16 protein-coding genes are annotated in these 21,729 nt (G+C 71.9%); 9 read left to right on the top strand and 7 right to left on the bottom strand.

Going from position 1 to position 21,729, the window contains the following annotated elements; translation table 11 throughout:
* Positions 1-26: 26 nt before the first annotated feature.
* On the bottom strand, positions 27-1,172 hold the full coding sequence (locus ACH4YP_RS18020; RefSeq protein WP_361050781.1) for an NAD(P)/FAD-dependent oxidoreductase: 1,146 nt from the start codon (positions 1,170-1,172) through the stop codon (positions 27-29).
* A gap of 186 nt (positions 1,173-1,358) precedes the next feature.
* On the opposite strand from ACH4YP_RS18020, the gene ACH4YP_RS18015 reads away from it, so the two are divergent.
* Positions 1,359-1,979 (top strand): TetR/AcrR family transcriptional regulator, encoded by a 621-nt coding sequence (locus tag ACH4YP_RS18015; protein WP_361050785.1) that lies wholly within the window; start codon positions 1,359-1,361, stop codon positions 1,977-1,979.
* Positions 1,980-2,080: 101 nt separating this feature from the next.
* On the opposite strand, the gene ACH4YP_RS18010 is transcribed toward ACH4YP_RS18015, so the two are convergent.
* The 5 genes from ACH4YP_RS18010 to ACH4YP_RS17990 form a co-directional block, all read right to left on the bottom strand.
* On the bottom strand, positions 2,081-3,364 hold the full coding sequence (locus ACH4YP_RS18010; RefSeq protein WP_361050789.1) for a cytochrome P450: 1,284 nt from the start codon (positions 3,362-3,364) through the stop codon (positions 2,081-2,083).
* Positions 3,361-4,059, bottom strand: a complete 699-nt coding sequence (locus ACH4YP_RS18005) for an ATP/GTP-binding protein (protein ID WP_361051081.1) — start codon at positions 4,057-4,059, stop codon at positions 3,361-3,363. The genes ACH4YP_RS18010 and ACH4YP_RS18005 overlap by 4 nt, the downstream gene beginning before the upstream one ends.
* 160 nt (positions 4,060-4,219) lie before the next feature.
* Complete coding sequence (locus tag ACH4YP_RS18000) at positions 4,220-4,576, bottom strand: DUF742 domain-containing protein (RefSeq protein WP_361050792.1); 357 nt, start codon at positions 4,574-4,576, stop codon at positions 4,220-4,222.
* Positions 4,573-4,962 (bottom strand): roadblock/LC7 domain-containing protein, encoded by a 390-nt coding sequence (locus ACH4YP_RS17995; protein ID WP_398491400.1) that lies wholly within the window; start codon positions 4,960-4,962, stop codon positions 4,573-4,575. The genes ACH4YP_RS18000 and ACH4YP_RS17995 overlap by 4 nt, the downstream gene beginning before the upstream one ends.
* A gap of 107 nt (positions 4,963-5,069) precedes the next feature.
* A complete protein-coding gene (locus tag ACH4YP_RS17990; RefSeq protein WP_398491139.1) occupies positions 5,070-7,223 on the bottom strand; it encodes an ATP-binding protein in 2,154 nt (717 codons plus the stop codon).
* A 190-nt stretch (positions 7,224-7,413) separates the two neighbouring features.
* Here ACH4YP_RS17990 and ACH4YP_RS17985 point away from each other — a divergent pair, with 190 nt between their 5' ends.
* The 3 genes from ACH4YP_RS17985 to ACH4YP_RS17975 all read left to right on the top strand — a co-directional run bounded on the left by ACH4YP_RS17985 (position 7,414) and on the right by ACH4YP_RS17975 (position 12,852).
* Positions 7,414-10,836: an FAD-linked oxidase C-terminal domain-containing protein gene (locus tag ACH4YP_RS17985; RefSeq protein ID WP_398491138.1), complete on the top strand. Its 3,423-nt coding sequence runs from the start codon at positions 7,414-7,416 to the stop codon at positions 10,834-10,836.
* Between the two features lie 225 nt (positions 10,837-11,061).
* Complete coding sequence (locus tag ACH4YP_RS17980) at positions 11,062-11,616, top strand: hypothetical protein (RefSeq protein WP_398491137.1); 555 nt, start codon at positions 11,062-11,064, stop codon at positions 11,614-11,616.
* Between the two features lie 249 nt (positions 11,617-11,865).
* On the top strand, positions 11,866-12,852 hold the full coding sequence (locus ACH4YP_RS17975) for an EamA family transporter (protein ID WP_398491136.1): 987 nt from the start codon (positions 11,866-11,868) through the stop codon (positions 12,850-12,852).
* Between the two features lie 603 nt (positions 12,853-13,455).
* Here ACH4YP_RS17975 and ACH4YP_RS17970 read toward each other — a convergent pair.
* Complete coding sequence (locus ACH4YP_RS17970) at positions 13,456-14,229, bottom strand: SDR family oxidoreductase (protein WP_398491135.1); 774 nt, start codon at positions 14,227-14,229, stop codon at positions 13,456-13,458.
* An 80-nt stretch (positions 14,230-14,309) separates the two neighbouring features.
* Here ACH4YP_RS17970 and ACH4YP_RS17965 point away from each other — a divergent pair, with 80 nt between their 5' ends.
* From ACH4YP_RS17965 to ACH4YP_RS17945, 5 genes are all read left to right on the top strand, one after another.
* A complete protein-coding gene (locus ACH4YP_RS17965) occupies positions 14,310-14,984 on the top strand; it encodes a TetR/AcrR family transcriptional regulator (RefSeq protein WP_361050806.1) in 675 nt (224 codons plus the stop codon).
* Between the two features lie 620 nt (positions 14,985-15,604).
* A complete protein-coding gene (locus ACH4YP_RS17960) occupies positions 15,605-16,411 on the top strand; it encodes a TIGR03084 family metal-binding protein (protein WP_398491134.1) in 807 nt (268 codons plus the stop codon).
* Positions 16,408-18,201 (top strand): acyclic terpene utilization AtuA family protein, encoded by a 1,794-nt coding sequence (locus ACH4YP_RS17955; protein ID WP_398491133.1) that lies wholly within the window; start codon positions 16,408-16,410, stop codon positions 18,199-18,201. The genes ACH4YP_RS17960 and ACH4YP_RS17955 overlap by 4 nt, the downstream gene beginning before the upstream one ends.
* Positions 18,198-19,805: a carboxyl transferase domain-containing protein gene (locus tag ACH4YP_RS17950; RefSeq protein WP_361050820.1), complete on the top strand. Its 1,608-nt coding sequence runs from the start codon at positions 18,198-18,200 to the stop codon at positions 19,803-19,805. Before ACH4YP_RS17955 ends, ACH4YP_RS17950 begins: the two co-directional genes overlap by 4 nt.
* Before the next feature lie 8 nt (positions 19,806-19,813).
* Positions 19,814-21,685 (top strand): acetyl/propionyl/methylcrotonyl-CoA carboxylase subunit alpha, encoded by a 1,872-nt coding sequence (locus ACH4YP_RS17945; protein WP_398491132.1) that lies wholly within the window; start codon positions 19,814-19,816, stop codon positions 21,683-21,685.
* The last annotated feature ends 44 nt before the right edge of the window (positions 21,686-21,729 follow it).

Genomic DNA, 21,729 nt, shown 5'->3' with positions numbered 1-21,729 from the left:
TGATCTCCTCGCGCTTCGAGCGTTTGTCAGGACCGGGCCGGGCCGAACCGCTCCTCGTCGGGGTCGGGCACGGCCAGCAGGAACTCGGCGCCGCCTTCGAGCATTTGGGCTGTTTCGGTCGAGCGCGGGAGCATCGACTTCTCGTAGCCGCGTACGGCGTCGTCGATGGTGGCGGACTGGACGAGTGCGAGCGCGAGTTCACTGGCGTCGAGCATGGCGAGGTTGACGCCGACGCCGAGCGGGGGCATGAGGTGTGCGGCGTCTCCGAGGAGCGCCACGCTGGGCGAGTGCTCCCAGGTGTGCGGCACCGGGAGGGCGAGGATCGGGCGGTCGACGTACGGGCCGTCGTTGTCGGTGATCATCCGGAGTGTCCGTGGTGACCAGGCCGCGAACTCGCCGAGCAGCTGCGCGCGGATGCCCTCGGTGTCCTCGGGGCGGAGCCCCTTCGCCGCGATCCAGTCCACAGGGACGCGCCGCATGATGTAGACGCGCAGGTGGCCGCCGCTGTTCCGCTGCGCGAAGAGGCCACGCTCCCCGTCGGCGGCGTGGGCGCTGCCTTTGCCGACCAGTTCGGAGAGCTCGGGGTGCGCGGTCTCCATGTCGTCGAACCGTGCTTCGAGAAAGCTGACCCCTGTGTAGTGCGGTGTCGCGGGTGACACCGCGGCGCGGACGCGGGAGAAGGCGCCGTCCGCGCCGATCACGAGGTCGGCCTCGACGGCCGTCCCGTCGGTGAACGTCAACGTGCGCGGCCCGTCGGCCGGTCCGCGCACCGAGTCGAGGGTGCGGCCCCACCGAACCGTCCCCGCGGAGAGTGAGCGCAGCAGGAGATCGCGCAGCTGCCCGCGGTCGATCTCGGGGCGGGCCGTTTCGTCCTCGCCCGGCACGTGGTGGGCCTGAATGCTCCCCGCCGGGTCCAGCAGGCGCATCTCCTGCCCCTCGAACCTGGCGAGCGCGAAGAACTCCTCCAGCAGGCCGGCCTCACGGAGTGCGAGCTGGCCGTCGTCCTCGTGCAGGTCGAGCGAGCCGCCCTGGTTCCGGGAGTCGGCGTCCGGATCGCGGTCGTACACGGTCACCGCGATGCCGTGCTGCTGAAGGACGCGAGCGCAGGTGAGGCCTCCCGGGCCTGCGCCGATGACGGCGATGCGCGCGCTTGCGGGTGTCGGAGAGCCCACGGTGGATTCCTTCCGTCGGGCGGGGTTCCGTGACGCCGCGGCGCGGCGATGTCCGGTGCCGAGCCCTGATGGGCGGCGACCCCTGCCGGGACCAGGAAAGCAGCAACGAGTACGAAACTGCAACCGCTCAAGTTTCGTATTCGATGTGCTTTCTGCTTTGTTCCAGTTGTGGGGTACGGTGGTGGCATGCCCGACACCCCGACCGTTGGCCGCCGCGAGCGCAAGAAGGCCGCTACCAGGCAGGCCATCGCAGACGCCGCGCTGGAGCTCTTCCTGGAGCACGGATTCGAGCGGGTGAGCGTCCGTGACGTCGCCGAGAGGGCCGACGTGTCGACGACGACCCTCTTCGCGCACTTCCCGAGCAAGGAGGCGCTGGTGTTCGACCGTGAGGCGGAGGTCGAGGCCGGGCTGACCTCCGCCGTCCGTGAACGGCCCGCGGGTCGGGACGTCGTCGAAGCGCTCCGCGCCCACGCGCTGACGTCCTGGGCGCGGATCGCGTCGGATCCACGCCGGGACCGGTTCACCGCCCTGGTGAACGAAACGCCCGCGCTGCGCGAGTACTGGGAGCGGATGTGGATGCGGCACGCGGGCGCCCTCGGCGCCGCGATCGCGGAGGAACTCGGCCGGGAACCCGATGATCTCGCCTGCGCGGCACTCGCACGGTTCGTCCTGGAGGTCCCGGCCCTGGCCACGGGTCGGCACGATCCACACGCCTCCGTGGAGACGGTGTTCGATCTGCTGATCCACGGTTGGCGGTCGTCGCAGCTCGGCTCAGGGGACGCGACCACGGAGCCCCACGAGGACTGACCCGACCGGTCCCGGTCACGCCGGTTCCGATCGCACCGATCCCGGTCAGCCGGTCTCGAACAGCCGGTCCCGATCAGAGGGTCCCGATCGAACTGTCCTGATCATGCGGACGGGCCCCTGAGGGGCGGGGAGGGTGTGAAGCGCACGGGCAGTTGTGTGAGGCCCCGTAGCCAGGGGGAGGGGCGGCGGGTCAACGACGCGGCGGGGACGGCCAGGTCGATGTCCGGGAGGCGGTCCAGGACGACCTCGATGGCCGTGCGGGCGACGACCTCCGCGATCTCCTGAGCAGGGAACGGACAGCGGTGCTCGCCGTGGCCGAAGGAGAAGTGCGCGCTGTTGCCGCCGGTGAGCGCGGAGCTGTGGGTACGGACCTGCGGATCGTGGTTGGCGGCCTGGAGGCCGAGCAGCAGCAGATCACCGGCGCGGACGGCCCGTCCCCCGAGCCACGTGTCGCGGGCGGCCCAGCGCCCGGCCACGTTCTGGGTGGGCGTGTCCTCCCACAGCACCTCGTTCATGGCCTCGGCGACACTGCGCCGCCCACCGAAGAGCGAGGCCGCGAACCGCTCGTCCGTGAGCATCAGCCGCAGGGAGTTGCCGATCCAGTCGGCGGTCGGCTGGTGTCCCGCGGCCATCATGACCATCAGGTCCTGGGTGATCTCCTCGTGCGTGAAGGGTGAGACGGGTGTGACGGGGGCGCCGGGCGTGAAGCCGCCCGCGCCCCCTCCCGCATGTCCGTGTCCCCGCGCGAGCATCCGGCTGACCACGTCGTCCGCGGGCCGTGCCGCCCGGTCCGCGACCAGGTGGGCCATCGCGGCGGCCACGTGCAACTGCCCGGCGATGGCGTCCTCGTGCCCGTCGACCATGTCGTTGAGGGCGGCGACGAGCCCGGGGCCCTGTTCGTCGGCGAAGCCGTAGAGGGTGGCGAGGACGCGTACGGGGAGCAGGGACGCGTAGTCCGCGACGAGGTCCGTCGCGCCCTTGGCGCACACCGCGTCGATGAGTTCGTCGGCGAACCGCTCGGCGAGGGCGCGCAGTTCGAAGGCGTCGACGGCTTCGAGGGCGTCGCTGACCATCGCCGCCCGCTCGCGGTGGCGTTCGCCGACGGTGTAGAGGATGGACGGCTGGCCGCGGCCGATCAGCGGCAGCAACGGCCAGTCGTCGGGGACCCGGTCCCACTGGTTCCAGAGGCCCGAGTCGCGGCTGAACAGCACGGGATCCCCGGTGACCTGGTGCAGCTCGCGGTAGCCGAGCACGAGCCAGGCCGGGATGTCCCCGTCGAGCAGCACCGACGCCACGGCACCGTGCTCGCGCCTCAACTCCCGGTACAGCTCGGCTGGTTCGGCCAGGAACCGGGGCCCGTTGAGGCGCACGGGGGCGGGGTTCACCGGGACAACTCCTGTGCGGGTGCGGGTGCGGGTGCGGGTGCGGTTGCCTGGGCCTGCGGCGTACCGGCGGCGGCCTGGGCGGCTTCCTGGGCCGCGTACGGACTCCTGGCGGCCCGCACCCTCTCGACGACCTGCGGGTCCTCGGCGAGGTACAGGCTCTTGATGTGCTCGACCAGTGTGATCAGGACACGCTTTCCGGAGTCGCGGGAGCGCGCGTCGCAGTCGACGAGCGGGATGTGCGGGGCGAGGTCGAGGGCGTCGCGGACCTGGTCGGGCGTGTGGGCGGGGCCGCCGAAGTCGTTGCGGGCGACGATGAACGGCGTACCGAGGCGTTCGAGCCGGTCGATGGCGTACCAGGAGTCGTCGATGCGCCGGGTGTCGACGAGGACGACCGCGCCGAGCGCGCCGGTGAAGAGCCGGTCCCAGAGGTACCAGAAGCGCTCCTGGCCGGGCGCGCCGAAGAGGTAGAGCACGGTGCGGGCGCTGAGCGTGATGCGGCCGAAGTCGAAGGCGACGGTCGTCCGGGACTTGCCGGGCACCGCGCTGACGTCGTCGACCGTCCCACCGGCCCCCGTGATCGTCTCCTCGGTGCTGAGCGGGCGGATCTCGCTCACCGAGTGGATCATCGTCGTCTTGCCGACGCCGAAACCGCCCACGACCACGATCTTCAGCCCGTTGTCGGCGGACGCCTCCAGGGGCGTACGGACCTCGGGCGCGCGGTCCTCGGGTGCACGCGCGTCCGACGTTCGGTGCTCGGGCGTACGGTCGTCCGGCGCCCGGTCTTTCGGCGTACGGGCGTCGGACGCACCGCCCCCGGGCGTACCCGTGTCGGGTGTCCGGGTGGTGGCGGTTGGTTCAGAGGTTGCGGAGTCCAACGAGCACCTGCTCCAGGATGTCGGGATCGGGGCGGCCGGCGATTTCGGCCCTGCGCGGGTGGCGGGCGCTGACGCGGCCCTCGGCGAGGAGGTCGGAGAGCAGGATCTTCGTGATGCTGATCGGCAGCCGCAGCTCCGCGGCGACCTCCGCGACGGCGGTGGGCCGTTCGGCGAGGCGCAGGATCGCCGCGTGCTCCGACTGCATGCCGGGGACCGCGGCGCACTCGGCGACGACCAGGGTCACCAGGTCGAACGGGGTTCCGGGCGTGGACCGGCTGCGTCCTTGCGTGACGGTGTAGAGCCGGTCGGGCGCGTCGTCCCTGCCCGGCCGGCTCATGACGTACGTGGCTGCGCGCTCAGTGACGTACGGGGTCGCGAGCTCAGGTGTTCGCCGAGTTGTTCCACGAGCTCGGCCATGTTGTGCCCGACGAGCCCGGGGTCCGCCTCCTCGGCCGTGACCAGGGCCAGATGCGCGCCCTCGCCCGCCTCCACGATGAACAGGACCCCGCCGTAGAACTCGGCCATCGCCGACCGTACGCCCCCGGTGCCGTCCCCGAACTCCATGGACGCCCCCTGGGACAGCGCCTGGATACCGGCGGCGATGGCGGCGAGCTGGTCGGCCTGGTCGACGGAGAGTTCCGGCGTACGGCACAGCTTCAGGCCGTCCCGGGAGAGCACGAGCGCGTGCCGGGCGCCGGGGGTGCGCGCCAGCATGCCCTGCATGAGCCAGATCAGCTTCTCCTCGGTGGAGGCGGAGGAGTAGGCGGTGCGGGAGGAGGTTGCGGCGATGGCGGCCGTGGCCGTGCTGCCGATGGGGCCGGTGGGGCCGGTCATGAAGTGGGGTCGCTTTCCGGGTGGGAGGTGGCAGGGCCTGTACGGGCCTGTACGGGCTCCTCCGCCGACGTCCCTCGGACGGCCTGGCGGAAACTGCTGAAGCGCGCGGCGCGGGTCATGACGTCGTCGGGTGCGGAGCCGGGGGCCTCCGGGGAGTGGGGGGTGCCGTAGCCGTCGGATCCATCGGGACCGTCGGAACCGTCGGGTCTGCCGAGGGCGGCCGGGGGCCGGTTGCGGGAGCGCTGGGCCTCCACTTCGGCCTCCGCCTCGGCGAGGGTGCGGCCCCGGTGGCGTTTGGGGAGGCTGACGAGGGGGTTGGCGACCACCGGCTGGAGCGGGGAGCCGTGGGCCGGCACGGGCTCCGGGTCCAGGTCGGAGAGGGCGTGCGCGGCGGCGTACGACTCCTGGGGGCGGGGCCAGGGCTGCGGCAGGGGCCAGGACTGCGGAGCCGGTTCGGACACTTCGGGCTCGTGGCCGTGACGGGCGGAGTGGGTGCCGTGAGCCGCATGGCGCCCATGGCTCTCGGAGACCTCATGGGCGGCCGGAACCGGGACCCAGGCCACGGCCGGGCCGGGTGCAGAGGCCGAGGTCGGGTTCGCGGTAGGTACCTGGTGCTCGGCCGGTACGTGGCCCGGAGTCGCATCCGGGTCCGAAGGCGGCGTCGGGGCAGGCGCCGAGGGCGAAGGCGAGGGCGAGGACGACGCCCATTCCGGCCTCGGGGCATCGTCCGGGGCCGAAGCGGTTGTCGAGGCCGGCGTCGGTGTCGAGGTCGGCGTCGTGGTGGAGGCCCATGCCGGTGTCGGGGCGGCCTCCGGAGCCGAGGCAGTCGTCGAAGTCGGCATAGAAGCCGATGTTGAAGCCGGGTCCGGGTCCGGACCCGGACCCGGACCGGGAGCCGGAGTCGGCATCCAAGCCGAGGTCGGCCTCGAAGCCGGTGCCTGCGTCGGTGCCTGCGTCGGCGTCGCGGTCGAGGCCGGGCTCGCGAGGATGTCCTGGGGGATGAGCACCAGGACGCCCGTGCCGCCGCGCGCGGAGGGGCGGAAGGAGATCTTCAGGCCGTACTTGCGGGAGAGGCGGCCGACGACCGTGAGGCCGAGCCGGGTGCCGCTGAGGCCGCCGAGTTCGGCCTCCTTACCGGAGACGGCGCGTTCGGCGCGGCGCAGCTGAACGTCGCCCATCACCAGCCCGCTGTCCTCCACGGAGACGATGACTCCGGCCGGAACCTCCTCTACGTAGACGTGCACTTCGGCCGTCGGCGGCGAGAAGTTCGCGGCGTTGTCGAGGATCTCGGCGAGCGCGTGCATCACGCCCTCGGCGGCGTGCCCGGCCACGGCGGCCTCGCTCGACGAGTGCACGCGTACGCGCTGGTAGCCGCTGATACGGCCCATCGCGCCGCGCAGGATCGACTCCATGACGATCGGCCGCGCCCAGCGGCGGCCCGAGCGCGCGCCCGCGAGGACGGCGACGGAGTCGGCGAGACGGCCCGCCTGGGCGGTGCGGTGGTCGAGGTGGAGGAGGTCGGTGAGGACGTCCTCGTCGGCGTGCCGCTCCTCCATGGCGCGAAGGTCGGCCAGCATGCTCGTGGCCAGGGCCTGCAGCCGGCCCGCGGTGTTGGCTGCCGCCGAGATCGCGGCGGTGCGGTCGGTTCTCGCCTGCCGCAGTTCGTCGGCCACGCGCGCGTGCTCGGCGCCGAGGCGGACGCGCTCCCGGTCGAGTTCGGCGGCCAGACGGACCTTCTGGTGGGTGTTCTGCTCCGCGAGGCGGGCGCGTTCCCGGGTGTGCTCGTCGATCAGACGCGCGCGTTCGCGCGCGGACTCCTCGGTGAGGCGGGCGTGCTCCTGGAGCAGGCGGCCGGCCTCCTCGGACACCGCTTCGAGGCGGCGGACGAGTAATCGCGACGTCGCCATGGCGCGGCTCGCCAGGGCGACGGCCGCGCACAGCAGGACGACGCCCGCGCCGCCGCCCCAGGCGAGGGGCACGCGCACGGACGCGGGGGCCAGGGCGACCGCGGCTCCGACGGCGAGCGCCGCGGGTACGGCGGCCAGGAGAGGGGCGAGCACGACGGCACGCAGGCGAGGTCGTTCCCCGCCGAGGTGCGCCGGAGACGGCCGATCTGGGGTGGGGCGCGCTTGCGGGGTGGGCGCGGTCATGAATCGTGTCCTCGGTCGTGTCCTGGGCGGGATGCGACACCTGGTGCTCAACTGGCGGTCACTATATGGGAGTTCGTGATCGGACCGGGCAGGATTCGTGCCCGCTTTCACAAGTCGTCCCCAATCCGGGGGCAGGCCCTCTTTCACTCGCCGGGGGTCACTGTCAGTGACGGGGTGCATTCTTGGAGGCATGACGGAAAAGGATCTCGGGGAGCTGCGGTCGGAGCTGCGGAAAGCCGTGCGCGGAGAGGTCGCCTTCGACGTGACGGCGAGGGCGCTGACCACGATGGACGCGTCCAACTACCGGCGTGTGCCGCTCGGAGTGGTCGCCCCGAGAGACGCCGACGACGTGGCGGCGGCGCTGTCCGTCTGCTCCCGTCTCCGCGTGCCGGTCGTCGCGCGCGGTGGCGGTACGTCGATCGCGGGACAGGCGACCGGCACGGGTGTGGTGCTGGACTTCACCCGCCACATGAACCGCGTCGTGTCCCTGGACGCGCAGGCGCGCACGGCCGTCGTCCAGCCGGGAGTCGTCCTGGACCGTCTCCAGGAGGCGGCCGCGCCGCACGGTCTGCGCTTCGGGCCCGACCCGTCGACCCACAGCCGGTGCACGCTCGGCGGGATGATCGGCAACAACTCGTGCGGGTCGCACTCGGTGGCCTGGGGCACGACGGCCGACAGCGTGCGCGAGCTGTCCGTGGTGACGGCGAGGGGCGAGTTCCTGTCACCGGGCAGGTCCTGGGCCGGTGCTCCGGAGGGGCTGCGGGCGTTGGTGGAGGGCGAGTTGGGGCGGCTGCGCACCGGCTTCCCGGAACTGCCCCGCCGGATCTCGGGGTACGCGTTGGACGCGCTGCTCCCCGAGAAGGGCGCCGACGTCGCCCGCTCCTTCTGCGGCTCCGAGGGCACCCTGGGCGTGCTGACGGAGGCGGTCGTCGCCCTGGTCGAGGCCCCACGCGCGCGTGCGCTGGCCGTGCTGGCGTACGCCGACGAGAGCGCGGCGGCCGAGGCAGCCGCGGGCCTGCTGCCGCACCGGCCGCTGACGGTGGAGGGCATGGCGGCCGATCTCGTACGGGCGGACGCGGGACTGCCAAGGGGCGGCGCCTGGCTGTTCGTGGAGACGGGCGGCGGGACGGCGGCGGAGGCACGCGCGCGTGCGGACGCGATCGTGCGTGCCGCGGACGTCGTCGACTCCCTCGTGGTCACCGACCCGGCCGGTCAGCGGGCCCTGTGGCGCGTCCGCGAGGACGCGAGCGGCACGGCGACCCGGATGCCGGACGGCACCGAGGCCTGGCCCGGCTGGGAGGACTGCGCGGTGCCCCCGGCCCGACTCGGCCCGTACCTGCGGGACTTCAGAGGGCTGCTGACCTCCCACGGCCTGCGCGGCACGCCGTACGGGCACTTCGGGGACGGCTGCATCCATGTACGCATCGACTTCGACCTGCTCTCCCCCGAGGGCATCGGCCGCTTCCGCCGCTTCTCGGAGGAGCTGGCGGAGCTGGTGGTCGCCCACGGCGGCTCGCTCTCCGGAGAGCACGGCGACGGCCAGGCCCGGGCCGAACTGCTCCCGAAGATGTACGGGGAGGAGATGGTCGCCCTCTTCGAGCGGGCCAAGTCGGTGTGGGACCCGGACGATCTGCTGAACCCGGGAATGCTGGTCAGGCCCGCAGCCCTGGACGAGAACCTGAGATTCGCCGTCCTCCCGCGCGAGCCGGTGGACGTGGCCTTCGGCTATCCGCACGACGGCGGGGACTTCTCGGCGGCGGTCCGCAGATGCGTGGGCGTCGCCAAGTGCCGCACGGAGACGGCCGGTCCGGGCTCCGGCGTCATGTGCCCCTCCTTCCGCGCGACCGGCGAGGAGGAGCACTCCACCCGCGGGCGGGCCCGGCTGCTGCACGAAATGCTCGCGGGCGAGGTCGTCACCGACGGCTGGGCGTCCACGGAGGTCCGCGACGCGCTGGACCTGTGCCTGTCCTGCAAGGGCTGCCGCTCCGACTGCCCGGTCGGCGTCGACATGGCCACGTACAAGGCGGAGTTCCTGCACCACCACTACGAGGGCCGTCGGCGACCGGCCGCGCACTACGCGATGGGATGGCTGCCCCTCTGGCTCCGGACGGTGTCCCGCCTGCGCCTGGCCGGCCCGGTCAACTTCCTCGCATCGGTACGCCCGTTGGCGGCCCTCGCCAAGAGACTGGGCGGGATCGCGCCCGAGCGGGAGATTCCGCGGGTGATGGGGGAGACGTTCACCCGGTGGTGGGGCCGCAGGGCCAGGGAGCAGGCACGGCAGGAAATGCGCGCGGGCGTCGAGCACGAAGAGCACGTCGAATACGACGAGCGCGAAGAGCACGCCGAGCACGCCGAGCACGCCGAGTACGCCGAGTACGCCGAGTACGCCGAGTACGAAGAGCGCGTCGAGCGTGAAGAGCACGTCGAGCACCCGGACGGCCTGCCCAAGACGGTCGTCCTCTGGCCGGACACCTTCACGGAGTACCTGTCGCCGTCCGTCGGGAAGGCGGCCGCACGGGTCCTGGAGGCGGCGGGGCTGACGGTGCTGCCGTGGCCGCCTAGGGAGAGGCGGCTTCTGCGGGTGCCGGCCGTGGGCAGGTGGCTTCGGCGGAAGCAGACCAGGGGATTGCGGCCGCTGCCGGGCCGGACGCCGGGCGCCGGGGTGCCGACCGGCCCGGCCACCGGCCTGGTCACCGGGGCGGCTCCGGGGGCGGACCTTGGGGCGGACGGGCGGACGGACCGGGGCGCGGCTCCGGGGGCGGACTCGCGGTCGGATGGGCAGGCCGGTCTGCAGACCGGCCTGGGGGCGGACCTGGAGGTGGACCAGCGGACCGAACCAGGGGCAGACCCGGGCGTGGCCCCAGGGTCGGGCCCGGAGGCGGACCGGCGGGCGGACCCGGGCGCGGACCAGCGGACCGACCCAGGCGCGGACCGGCGGACCGACCCGGGGACGGACCCGCGGGCCGTTCCGCGCTCCGCTCCCCGCGGCCGGGTCTGCTGCGGTCTGACCTACGTCTCGACGGGCCAACTGGACCGCGCCCGCAAGGTGATGCGTCGCACGCTCGACCTGCTGTACCCGCTCGGGGACCCGGCCTTCCCCGGGGAAGGCCCGCCCATCGTCGTCCTCGAACCCAGCTGTGCCGCCGCCCTGCGCACGGACCTGCCCGAGCTGCTGCCCGATGATCCGCGCGCCCATCGTGTGGCGTCGGCGGTCGTGACCTTCGCGGAGGCGCTGGAGCGCCACGCCGACCCGCACTGGACCCCACCCCGCCTGGACCGCCCGGTCGTTGGCCAGACCCACTGCCACCAGCACGCGATCCTCGGCGACGCCCCGGACCGCCGCCTGCGCACGGCAGCGGGCCTGACCGGCGAGCTCTCCGGCGGCTGCTGCGGCCTGGCGGGCAACTTCGGCTTCGAGAAGGGCCACTACGAAGTGTCGGTGGCCTGCGCGGAGGAACAACTGCTGCCGGCGGTCCGGGCGGCCGGGGAGGAACCGGTGATCCTTGCGGACGGCTTCTCGTGCCGCACCCAACTGGAACAGCTCGGAGGCCACAGGGGCAGACACCTCGCCGAGGTGCTGGCGGAGGCTCTGGACGACCCGGAGACCTACTGAACGCGAGACATAGGGCCTGTACCGAATGCGCTGGTCAAGGCCACTCGTTCAAGGGGTTCCAGGCTGGCGGGTCGGCCCTCGTGTACGAGAAACTGTGGGGTGAAATCTGTGGCATCTGACGACTCCCTCGCAACCGCCTCCGAGATACACGCCCACCTTGTCGATCAGTTCAACCGCGCCCTGCGTTCCCCTGAGACGTTCGGACGCGAGGTCTCACTGAACGTCATGATCACAGACCTGCTGTTCGTCGAACGCCGGTCCGAGGCCTTCGCCCCCCAACGGCAGGCTTGGATCGACAGCGGAACTTTCCTGGCCACCGGTGTGATCGGGGCCTACAGGGAATTGATCCCCGGACGCGACTACTACGACGGCATGGCCTCGGTGTACGCGGAATTCGCGCAGCGGTGCGGCCGGCTGGAGTCGGACCGGCTCCTCACGCCCGCCGAGTACGAGGCTCTCAAGGGCTCCGTGCGGTCATGGGTCGAGAAGGACCGCACATGGCCGGACGTGACTGCGGCGTTCGGGCCGCCCTCTGTCCTGTTGGGAGGGGACAACCCCCTGTACGGGAAGACCCTCGGCTACCTCAGCGAGGACACGGAGCAGCCGATGGTGGTCTTCCACCTGTGGAACGGCAGTGCTCCAGGAGTCGACTCCTGGCCGCCCGAGCACGAACAGCCGCTCCTCCTCGCGGTGCGATTCGGTGACGGCCCTTTCCGTGAGACCTTCACCTTCACCCCGGAAGGCGAGCGAAAGAGGCCCGGGCCCCTCTGCCCGCACTAGGGGCACATGCCGGAAGCCGATCTTGCAGTCCCATCAACGACCTGGAGGCCGGCGGCCCCCTGCGGCTCCGCCGCGTAAGCGCGACCAGCTACAACGCCCCCCTGCGCCCAACCGGCCGACATTTCACCGCAGCGTAAGCTGCAAAACTGCTGTACAGTCCTGACCGAGTCCATTACCCTGGACTGGCGAGTCCATCACGCTGCACTGCGGCGTGCAGCCGCTCTTGACCCGAACCACCTGGACGGCCCCGTGAACATCCCCAGCGCTGACCGGTCCCCGTCGGTCGCCGACCCCGCGGCCGCCGTCGCCGGCCCGGCCCCCGTGTCCGACTCGGGAGCCGGCCCGGCGGGCGCCCCGCGAGGGATCCGGGCCCTCGGGCCCGTCGGGCTGGTGCTCGCCGGAGGCATCTCCGTCCAGTTCGGCGGCGCCCTGGCCGTGACCCTGATGCCGCGTACCGGAGCGCTGGGCGTCGTCACGCTCCGCCTCGTGGTCGCCGCGATCGTGATGCTCGTGGTCTGCCGTCCCAGGCTGCGCGGGCACTCGCGCGTCGACTGGAGCACCGTCGTCGTCTTCGGCGTCACGATGGCCGCGATGAACGGCCTCTTCTACCAGTCGGTCGCCCGCATCCCGCTCGGCCCCGCCGTCACGCTGGAAGTGCTCGGCCCCCTCGTGCTCTCGGTGGTGGCCTCCCGCCGCGCCCTCAACTTCGTCTGGGCCGGCCTCGCCCTCGGCGGAGTCTTCCTCCTCGGCGGCGGCGGCTTCGACAGCCTCGACCCGGTCGGTGTCGCGTTCGCCCTGTCGGCCGGAGTCATGTGGGCCGCGTACATCGTCTTCAGCGCCCGTACGGGGCGGCGCTTCCCGCAGGCCGACGGGCTGGCGCTCGCCATGGTGGTCGGGGCCGTGCTGTTCCTGCCGCTGGGCATCGCCGAGTCCGGCGCGAAGCTGCTGGACCCGACCACGATCGCGCTCGGCTCCGCCGTCGCCGTCCTCTCCTCCGTGCTCCCCTACACCCTCGAACTCCTCGCCCTCCGCCGCCTCCCCGCCTCCACCTTCGCCGTCCTCATGAGCCTCGAACCGGCCGTCGCCTCCATCGCCGGCTTCCTCGTCCTGAGCCAGACCCTGTCCATGACAGAGGCCCTGGCGGTCACACTCGTCATCGCGGCGAGCATGGGGGCGGTACGGACACAGGTGGGGCGGGGCAGGGCGAAGGGACTGGACGCGGGGTCGGCGTCCTGACGTACGCCCGGGGACACCCGAGCACGACGGCCTGACCACCTCCGCGGGGTGACCACCTCCGCGGGGTGCGGTGGGGTCGTCAGCGTGGCCGACGTTCACCTCTGCTCGCATCCACCAGATGCGAGAGGCCCAGATGCGTGAGGCCCAGATGCGTGAGGCCCAGACGCGTGAGGCAGGTGCAGGTGAACCGCCCCGGGGTATCCGGCCGTCCCCGCCCTTTGAGGCCCCGGAGCCTCTCGTCCGCCCGTGTCCTTCTCGACCATGGAAATCACGCCCGTGATAGCCACGCTCCTCGGAGCGGGGTTCGGGGCACTCACAACGGCGCTGGTCGCCGTCGTGGTTCGAACGTGCTGGTCGGAGGGGCCGGCGTGCGGGTCGTTGAGCGTGCTCGTGGTGGTGGCGGGCGGGAGTCTGCGGCCTTGATCGTCTGACGGGGGCGGTTTCTGCGGTTCCTGCGCTCTGCGGTGGCCCCACTTTCGACGTGGCGTCGGGACGCTCGATGCAGGTCTCCGTGAAGGGGTGATGCTGGGTGGTGCCCTCGAAAGAAGAGCTGTTCCTGTGCGGCGGATGCCACCATGCCATTCGCGTGCGGGGTGGTCCCGATCAGTCGGGAATCGTGTAGGCGTTCCTGATGCCGCCGACAACTGGCAGCTCGTCGGCAGTCAGGTAGCCCGCGTCGGCGCTGGCCAGGAAGGCGGCTGCCCCGGCGATCTCCTCGAGCGTCGCGAACCGCCCATTGGGGATGTGGGTGAACCGGCGGCTGCGTCCCTCGTCGCCGAGCCTGGCGAACATCTCCCGGATCTCCGGGGTTTCGACCGGGCCGAGAGCGAGGGCGTTGACGCGGATGTTGGCTCGGGCCAGATTCGTCCCAAGGTCGCGCGTGAGCTGCACAACGGCAGCCTTCGCTGCGGAGAACGCCATCTGGGCGGTCGCCGCACCCATTCCAGCCAGGAACGAGCCGGTGTTGATGATGGATCCGCCTGCCGGCCCGTTGGCCCTGATGAGCGGTACCGCGTACTTGCAGGCCAAGACCGTCGGCGTGAGCACCGAGCGGAAGACCTGATCCCAGGTCTCGAGGTCGGTGACCTCGATCGAGGAGTCGCCGCGGTGGAGCGGCCCCGCGTTGTTGTAGAGCACGTCGATGCGACCGAAGTCGTCGGCGATGCGCGCGAACGCCTCGCGGACCTGGCTCTCGTCGGTGAGGTCGGCCTGGTGGAGCGCGGCGCCGGTTTCCACCTCGGCCTGGTCGATTCCCACGACCACGGCGCCTTCGCGGGCGAAGCGTCCGGCGACCGCGGTTCCGATGGCTCCCCCGATCCCTGCGATCACAGCGACCTTCCCGGCGAGGCGGGCTGTTCCTGCGAGCGACTCGTCCATGAATCGACTCCCTATGCTGGTCAACATATAAAGTGTTCGCTGGCATAGGAGGGTACAGTCCCCGGATTGGAGGTGCGTCGATGAACACGCGTCGTGAGCAGACCAGCGCCGAGAGTCGCAGCCGACTGATCGCCGCGGCTGGTGCGCTGTTCGCGGAGAAGGGCTATCGGGCGACGCGGTTCGAGGACGTCGCACAGCGCGCGGGCATCAGTCGCGGCTCGATCCCCTGGCATTTCGGGAACAAGGCGGGGCTGCTCGAAGCGGTGCTGGCGGACTTCTCCCAGCTGGTGTACGGGCAATTCGAGGCATCGACAGCCGATATGGCCGGCTCTGAGCTCCTCGGATCGGTCATCGCCACGCTCGGCGCAGCGCTGCGCATGCCGGAGAGCGCCTTGTTCACCAGCCTTGCTCTGACCGATGAACCAGGCGGTGACGGTACGCAGGCCAGCACCCGGTTGCGGGCGGGTCTTCGTGGGCATCTGGCCACGGTCGGGGCCCGGCTTCCGCTGCGCGCGGGCGTGACCCCCGACGACTTCGCGTTGGCGCTCGTAGCCCATGCCACCGGATTGCATCTGATCTGGCGCAACGACCCGCAGCACGTTGACCTTGATCACGCCCTCGAGATGCTGCGGGACATGCTGGAGAAGGCCTTGCTCGACAACGGGGCCCCGACACGAGCACGGTCGGAAGCCGCAGGGTCGACAACCGTCGATTCCGGTAGGACAGGGCCGATCGAGAGTGGAAGCGGGCTGTAGAGGAGATCCAAGCCGCCTTGGACTCTGCTGGTCCCGCACCGCGGGCCCGGCGCCGACCAGGACGCGCTGCCGCCGGACTACCAGCGGATCCCCGCGATCGTGCGGGGCGCGGGCGGTCCGGTGACGGTCAAGCGGGTCGGCGAGGAGCTGGGGTTGCAGGTGGCGGTGCGGGGAAAGCTGGAGCCGCTGCGCGGGAAGCTGTCCAAGCTCGCAGGGCGGGGCCGGCTGCGCAAGCTGCCCGACGGCCGCTTCACTGCGCGCCTGCGACCTGCGGCGCCGCACGCCGATAGGCGTAACCGCGGTGCCTCCGGCGGCCGTTGACGTTGTGTGACGAACGACAACGAGCCCGCCGAGGGCGTCCATCCTGTGATCGGCGCCAGATCGGCACCCCCGGAAACAGGTATGGGCAGACCGGCGACAAGCGCGTTCTGCCTATGGCGGCGGTCGTCATGGATGCGGTAAAGGGCTCCACCCTCGATGTTCTCGCGACTGAGAGCCGCCTGGGCGCGACGCTCTGCAACACGCGTCAATTATCCAAGCACGCTTGATTGTTTCTTTCCGCGCTGCCATGCTCCTGGGCACACCGCGCCGTACACCGCCGTGCCCGAGGGGAGCGCATCGTGAGCGATCCGACGCCCGTGTTCGACGATCTGCGCGAGGAGAGCGAGGAACTCGAACGGCTGGTGGGGGAGTTGAGCGAGGACGCCTGGGCGCTCGCGACCCCGGCGGTGGGCTGGACCGTCGCCCATCAGATCGCGCACCTCACCTGGACCGACCGGTCGGCGCTGCTCGCGGTGACCGATCTGGAGGCCTTCGCGGTGGAGGTGGAGAAGGCGCTCGCCGCCCCGGAGCGGTTCGTCGACGAGGGTGCCGAGGAGGGCGCCGGGCTGCCGCCCGCACAGCTGCTCGCCGAGTGGCGGGCGGGGCGCGACGCCCTGCACAAGGCACTGTGTTCGGCATCCAGAGGAGTGCGCTTCCCCTGGTACGGGCCGCCCATGTCCGCCGCCTCCATGGCGACGGCCCGCCTTATGGAGACCTGGGCCCACGGCCAGGACATCGCCGACGCGTTGCATGTGATGAGGCCACCCAACGACCGGCTGCGGCATGTGGCGCGCATCGGGGTGCGGGCCCGGGACTTCGCCTTCGGGGTGCGGGGACTCACCCCACCCGAGGAGGAGTTCCGCGTCGAGTTGACGTCACCCTCCGGCGGTGGCGCCTCGTGGACGTACGGCCCCGAGGACGCCGCCCAGCGCGTCACCGGCCCCGCCCTCGACTTCTGCCTGCTCGTCACCCGGCGGGCCCACCGCGCCGACCTCGCCGTACGGGCGCAGGGGCCCGACGCCGACCGCTGGCTCGACATCGCGCAGGCCTTCGCGGGCCCGCCCGGCACCGGCCGCGTACCGAAGAAGGGGACCACCACGGGATGACCGACTCCCCGACAGGCGCAACAGGCGCGACAGTCAGGGCAGGATCGACACCCGCCCCCGCAGCCCGCCCCCTCCGCATCGGCAACGCCTCCGGTTTCTACGGTGACCGGTTCGACGCGATGCGCGAGATGCTCACCGGCGGTCCCCTGGACGTCCTGACCGGCGACTACCTCGCCGAGCTGACCATGCTCATCCTCGGCCGCGACCGCCTCAAGAACCCGGCCGGCGGCTACGCGCGCACCTTCCTGCGGCAGTTGGAGGAGTGTCTCGGGCTCGCGCACGAGAAGGGTGTACGGCTCGTCGCCAACGCCGGCGGCCTCAACCCGGCCGGACTCGCCGACGCCGTACGGGAGTTGGCCCAGCGGCTCGGCATCCCGGCGCGGGTGGCGCACGTCGAGGGTGACGACCTCACCGCACGCCACCCCAAGAGCCTCGCCGCGCACGCCTACCTGGGCGGCGAAGGCATCGCCACCTGCCTCCGCGAGGGCGCGGACATCGTCGTCACCGGCCGTGTCACCGACGCCGCCCTGGTCACGGGACCGGCCGCCGCCCACTTCGGCTGGGCACCGGGTGGGGGTCCCCCCGCGCGAGCGCAGTCGAGCGTGGGGGAGTACGACCGGCTCGCGGGTGCCGTCGTCGCCGGGCACGTGCTGGAGTGCGGCACGCAGGCCACCGGCGGCAACTACGCCTTCTTCGCCGAACACGACCCGGAGCGTCTGCGCCACCCGGGCTTCCCCGTCGCCGAGATCCACGAGGACGGCACGAGCGTCATCACCAAGCACGACGGCACCGGCGGCGTCGTCGACCTCGGCACGGTCACCGCCCAGCTCCTGTACGAGACGTCCGGCGCCCGGTACGCGGGCCCCGACGTCACCGCGCGCCTCGACTCGGTCCGGCTCACCCAGGAGGGCCCCGACCGGGTACGGATCGACGGTGTGCGCGGCGAGGCCCCGCCGCCCACCCTCAAGGTCGGGCTCAACCGGCTCGGCGGTTTCCGCAACGAGGTCGTCTTCGTGCTGACCGGGCTTGACATCGAGAAGAAGGCCGCGTTCGTACGGGCCCAGCTGGAGACCGCGCTCATGGCGGCCAAGTCCCGCCCGGCAGACGTCCGTTGGGAGCTCGCCCGCACCGACCAACCCGACGCCCCCACCGAGGAGACGGCCAGCGCCCTCCTCCGGCTCGTTGTGCGCGACCCCGACCAGGACACCGTCGGCCGGACCCTCAGCGGAGCCGCCGTCGAGCTGGCCCTCGGCAGCTACCCCGGATTCCATGTGTTGGCGCCACCCGGAAAGGGCGTGCCCTATGGGGTCTTCGAGGATGTGTACGTCCCCCATGGCGACGTGGAACATATGGCCGTCCTCCATGACGGGCACCGGATCCATGTGATGCCGGCCCACGACACCCGCGTACTGGAGCCGCTGGAGGAACCCCCGCTGCCCGAACCCCCACCTCCGGGCCCCACCCGCCGCGCCCCTCTCGGCCTCGTCGCCGGAGCCCGCAGCGGCGACAAGGGCGGCAACGCGAACGTCGGCGTCTGGGCCCGCACGGACGACGCCTGGCGCTGGCTGGCGCACACCCTCACCACGGACCGGTTCCGCGAACTCCTGCCGGAAACGGCCGACTTGACCGTCGTACGGCACGTCCTGCCGAACCTGCGCGCCCTCAACTTCGTAGTAGAGGGAGTTCTCGGCGAGGGCGTAGCCGCCCAGCACCGCTTCGACCCGCAGGCCAAGGCCCTCGGCGAATGGCTGCGCTCCCGCCACCTCGACATCCCGGAGGTACTGCTGTGACGGTCCTGGCGTCCGCGCTGGACACCGCCTCCCCGGACTACGCCGCCCACCGCGAGGCCATGCTCGCCAAGCTCACCGAGCTGGACGCGGAGCACGCGAAGGCCCTCGCGGGCGGCGGCGAGAAGTACGTCGCCCGGCACCGGGGGCGCGGCAAACTGCTGGCCCGCGAACGCATCGAGCTGCTCCTCGACCCCGACACCCCCTTCCTGGAGCTGTCACCGCTCGCCGCCTGGGGGAGCGCCTCCCCGGAATACGCGGTCGGCGCCTCGCTCGTCACCGGCATCGGGGTCGTCGAGGGCGTGGAGTGCCTGATCACGGCGAACGACCCGACCGTGCGCGGCGGCGCCAGCAACCCCTGGAGCCTGAAGAAGGCCCTCAGGGCGAACGACATCGCGCTCGCCAACCGCCTGCCCTGCATCAGCCTCGTCGAGTCCGGCGGCGCCGACCTGTCCTCCCAGAAGGAGATCTTCATCCTCGGGGGCGCCATCTTCCGTGACATCACCCGGCTTTCGGCTGCCGGCATCCCGACCGTCGCGGTCGTCTTCGGGAACTCCACGGCCGGTGGCGCGTACATCCCCGGCATGTCCGACCACGTGATCATGGTCAAGGAGCGGGCGAAGGTCTTCCTCGGCGGTCCGCCTCTCGTCAAGATGGCCACCGGCGAGGAGAGCGACGACGAGTCGCTGGGCGGCGCCGAGATGCACGCACGCGTGTCGGGCCTCGCCGACTACTTCGCCGTCGACGAGCAGGACGCCCTCAGGCAGGCGCGTCGCGTCGTCGCCCGCCTCAACCACCGCAAGGCGTACGGCGATCCGGGCCCGGCCGCCCCGCCCAAGTACGACGAGGACGAACTCCTCGGCATCGTCCCCGGGGACCTGCGCACCCCCTTCGACCCCCGCGAGGTCGTCGCGCGCCTGGTCGACGCCTCCGACTTCGACGAGTTCAAGCCGCTGTACGGGAGCAGCCTGGTCACCGGCTGGGCGACCCTCCACGGCTACCCCGTCGGCATCCTCGCCAACGCCCAGGGCGTGCTGTTCAGCCAGGAGTCCCAGAAGGCCGCCCAGTTCATCCAGTTGGCCAACCAGCGGGACATCCCGCTCCTCTTCCTGCACAACACCACCGGCTACATGGTCGGCAAGGAGTACGAGCAGGGCGGCATCATCAAGCACGGCGCGATGATGATCAACGCGGTCAGCAACAGCCGCGTACCCCACCTGTCCGTGCTCATGGGCGCGTCGTACGGAGCCGGTCACTACGGCATGTGCGGCCGCGCCTACGACCCCCGCTTCCTGTTCGCCTGGCCCAGCGCCAAGTCCGCCGTCATGGGCCCCCAGCAGCTCGCGGGCGTCCTGTCGATCGTCGCCCGGCAGTCCGCCGCCGCGAAGGGGCAGCCGTACGACGAGGACGCCGACGCCGCCCTGCGCGCCATGGTCGAGCAGCAGATCGAGTCCGAGTCCCTGCCGATGTTCCTGTCCGGGCGGCTGTACGACGACGGGGTCATCGACCCCCGCGACACCCGCACCGTCCTCGGCCTGTGCCTGTCCGCGATCCACACGGCTCCCTACGAGGGCGCACGCGGCGGCTTCGGCGTCTTCAGGATGTGAGAGGTCCCATGATTTCGAGTGTGCTGGTCGCCAACCGGGGCGAGATCGCCTGCCGAGTCTTCCGAACCTGCCGTGAGTTGGGAATCCGAACCGTCGCCGTGTACTCGGACGCGGACGAAAACGCCCTCCACGCGCGCGTGGCCGACACCGCGGTACGCCTGCCGGGCGCGACGCCCACCGAGACGTATCTGCGCGGCGAGCTGATCGTGAAGGCCGCACTGACGGCCGGCGCGGACGCCGTGCACCCCGGATACGGCTTCCTGTCGGAGAACGCCGACTTCGCGCGGGCCGTCCTCGACGTGGGCCTCGTCTGGATCGGCCCGCCCCCCGAGGCGATCGAGGCGATGGCCTCCAAGACCCGCGCCAAGGAGCTGATGGCGGCCGCCGGAGTGCCGTTGCTCGCGCCCCTGGACCCCGGCGCGGTGACCGAGGCCGATCTGCCGGTCCTGGTGAAGGCGGCGTCCGGCGGCGGCGGCCGCGGCATGCGGATCGTCCGCGAACTCGCCGACCTCAAGAGCGAGTTGAAGGCCGCGTCGACCGAGGCCCGGAGCGCCTTCGAGGACGGCACGGTCTTCGTCGAGCCGTACGTCGAACGCGGACGCCATGTCGAGGTACAGATCGTCGCCGACACCCACGGCACCGTGTGGGCCTACGGCACCCGCGACTGCTCCCTCCAGCGCCGCCACCAGAAGGTCATCGAGGAGGCCCCCGCGCCGGCCCTCGCCCCCGGCGTCGAGCGACGCCTGCGCGCCGCGGCGACGGCCGCCGCCCGCACGATCACCTACACGGGCGCGGGCACCGTCGAGTTCCTGGTCTCCGGGGACGACGTCCACTTCCTGGAGATGAACACCCGCCTCCAGGTCGAACACCCGGTGACCGAGGCCGTGTTCGGCATCGACCTGGTCGCCCTGCAACTGAGCGTCGCCGAGGGAGCGCGCCTGGACGGCGACCCGCCGCAGCCCTCCGGCCACGCGGTCGAGGCCCGCCTCTACGCCGAGGACCCCGCCCGGAACTGGGCCCCGCAGACCGGCACCCTGCACCGTCTCTCCGTACCCGGCATCCGTCTGGACACCGGCTACGAGGACGGCGACACGATCGGCGTCCACTACGACGCCATGCTCGCCAAGGCCGTCGCGTACGCCCCCACGCGCGCGGAGGCCATCCGCCGCCTCGCCGGCGCCCTGGAACGCGCCACGATCCACGGCCCGGTCACCAACCGCGACCTCCTCGTACGCTCCCTGCGCCACGAGGAGTTCACGACGGCCCGCATGGACACGGCCTTCTACGAACGCCACCTCGCCGACCTCACCACGGTCCACCCGGACCCGTACGCCCCCTTGGCCGCCGCCCTCGCGGACGCCCACGGCCGCTCCCGGTTCGGCGGCTGGCGCAACCTGCCCTCCCAGCCCCAGACCAAGCGCTACGCCTCGGCGGACGGCGAACACGAGGTCCACTACCGCCACACCCGCGAGGGCCCGACGGCCGACGGCGTCCGCGTGCTGAGCGCCGCCGCGGATCTCGTCGTACTCGAAATCGACGGCGTACGACGGAAGTTCGACGTCACCCGCCACGACGACCGCGTCTACGTGAACACCACCACGCTCACCGCCCTGCCCCGCTTCCCGGACCCCACCGCCCAACAGGCCCCCGGCTCCCTCCTGGCCCCCATGCCCGGCACGGTCGCCCGCATCGCCGACGGCCTGACCACCGGCTCCGCCGTACAGGCCGGAGACCCCCTCATCTGGCTGGAGGCGATGAAGATGGAACACAAGATCACAGCCCCGGCGACAGGCACGCTCACGGCCCTGCACGCCGTCCCCGGGCAACAGGTGGAGGTGGGCGCCTTGTTGGCGGTCGTCCAGCAAGAGCCGCCCCTTTAGAGGCGTCGAGACCGGCTGTCTTCAGGGGCGCGGGGAACTGCGCG

It is taken from the genome of Streptomyces sp. NPDC020747, assembly GCF_044334695.1.
GTDB lineage: Bacteria > Actinomycetota > Actinomycetes > Streptomycetales > Streptomycetaceae > Streptomyces.
Note: the sequence above shows the minus strand (reverse complement) of the source record. Positions and strands in the feature narration are given on the sequence as shown.

Bases quoted from the DNA above. Each gene is read 5' to 3' on its own strand.
- ACH4YP_RS18015 (WP_361050785.1), top strand. From the start codon at position 1,359: ATGCCCGACACCCCGACCGTTGGCCGCCGCGAGCGCAAGAAGGCCGCT.
- ACH4YP_RS18000 (WP_361050792.1), bottom strand. From the start codon at position 4,576: ATGAGCCGGCCGGGCAGGGACGACGCGCCCGACCGGCTCTACACCGTC.
- ACH4YP_RS17995 (WP_398491400.1), bottom strand. From the start codon at position 4,962: ATGCAGGGCATGCTGGCGCGCACCCCCGGCGCCCGGCACGCGCTCGTG.
- ACH4YP_RS17990 (WP_398491139.1), bottom strand. From the start codon at position 7,223: ATGACCGCGCCCACCCCGCAAGCGCGCCCCACCCCAGATCGGCCGTCT.
- ACH4YP_RS17985 (WP_398491138.1), top strand. From the start codon at position 7,414: ATGACGGAAAAGGATCTCGGGGAGCTGCGGTCGGAGCTGCGGAAAGCC.
- ACH4YP_RS17980 (WP_398491137.1), top strand. From the start codon at position 11,062: ATGATCACAGACCTGCTGTTCGTCGAACGCCGGTCCGAGGCCTTCGCC.
- ACH4YP_RS17970 (WP_398491135.1), bottom strand. From the start codon at position 14,229: ATGGACGAGTCGCTCGCAGGAACAGCCCGCCTCGCCGGGAAGGTCGCT.
- ACH4YP_RS17965 (WP_361050806.1), top strand. From the start codon at position 14,310: ATGAACACGCGTCGTGAGCAGACCAGCGCCGAGAGTCGCAGCCGACTG.
- ACH4YP_RS17955 (WP_398491133.1), top strand. From the start codon at position 16,408: ATGACCGACTCCCCGACAGGCGCAACAGGCGCGACAGTCAGGGCAGGA.
- ACH4YP_RS17945 (WP_398491132.1), top strand. From the start codon at position 19,814: ATGATTTCGAGTGTGCTGGTCGCCAACCGGGGCGAGATCGCCTGCCGA.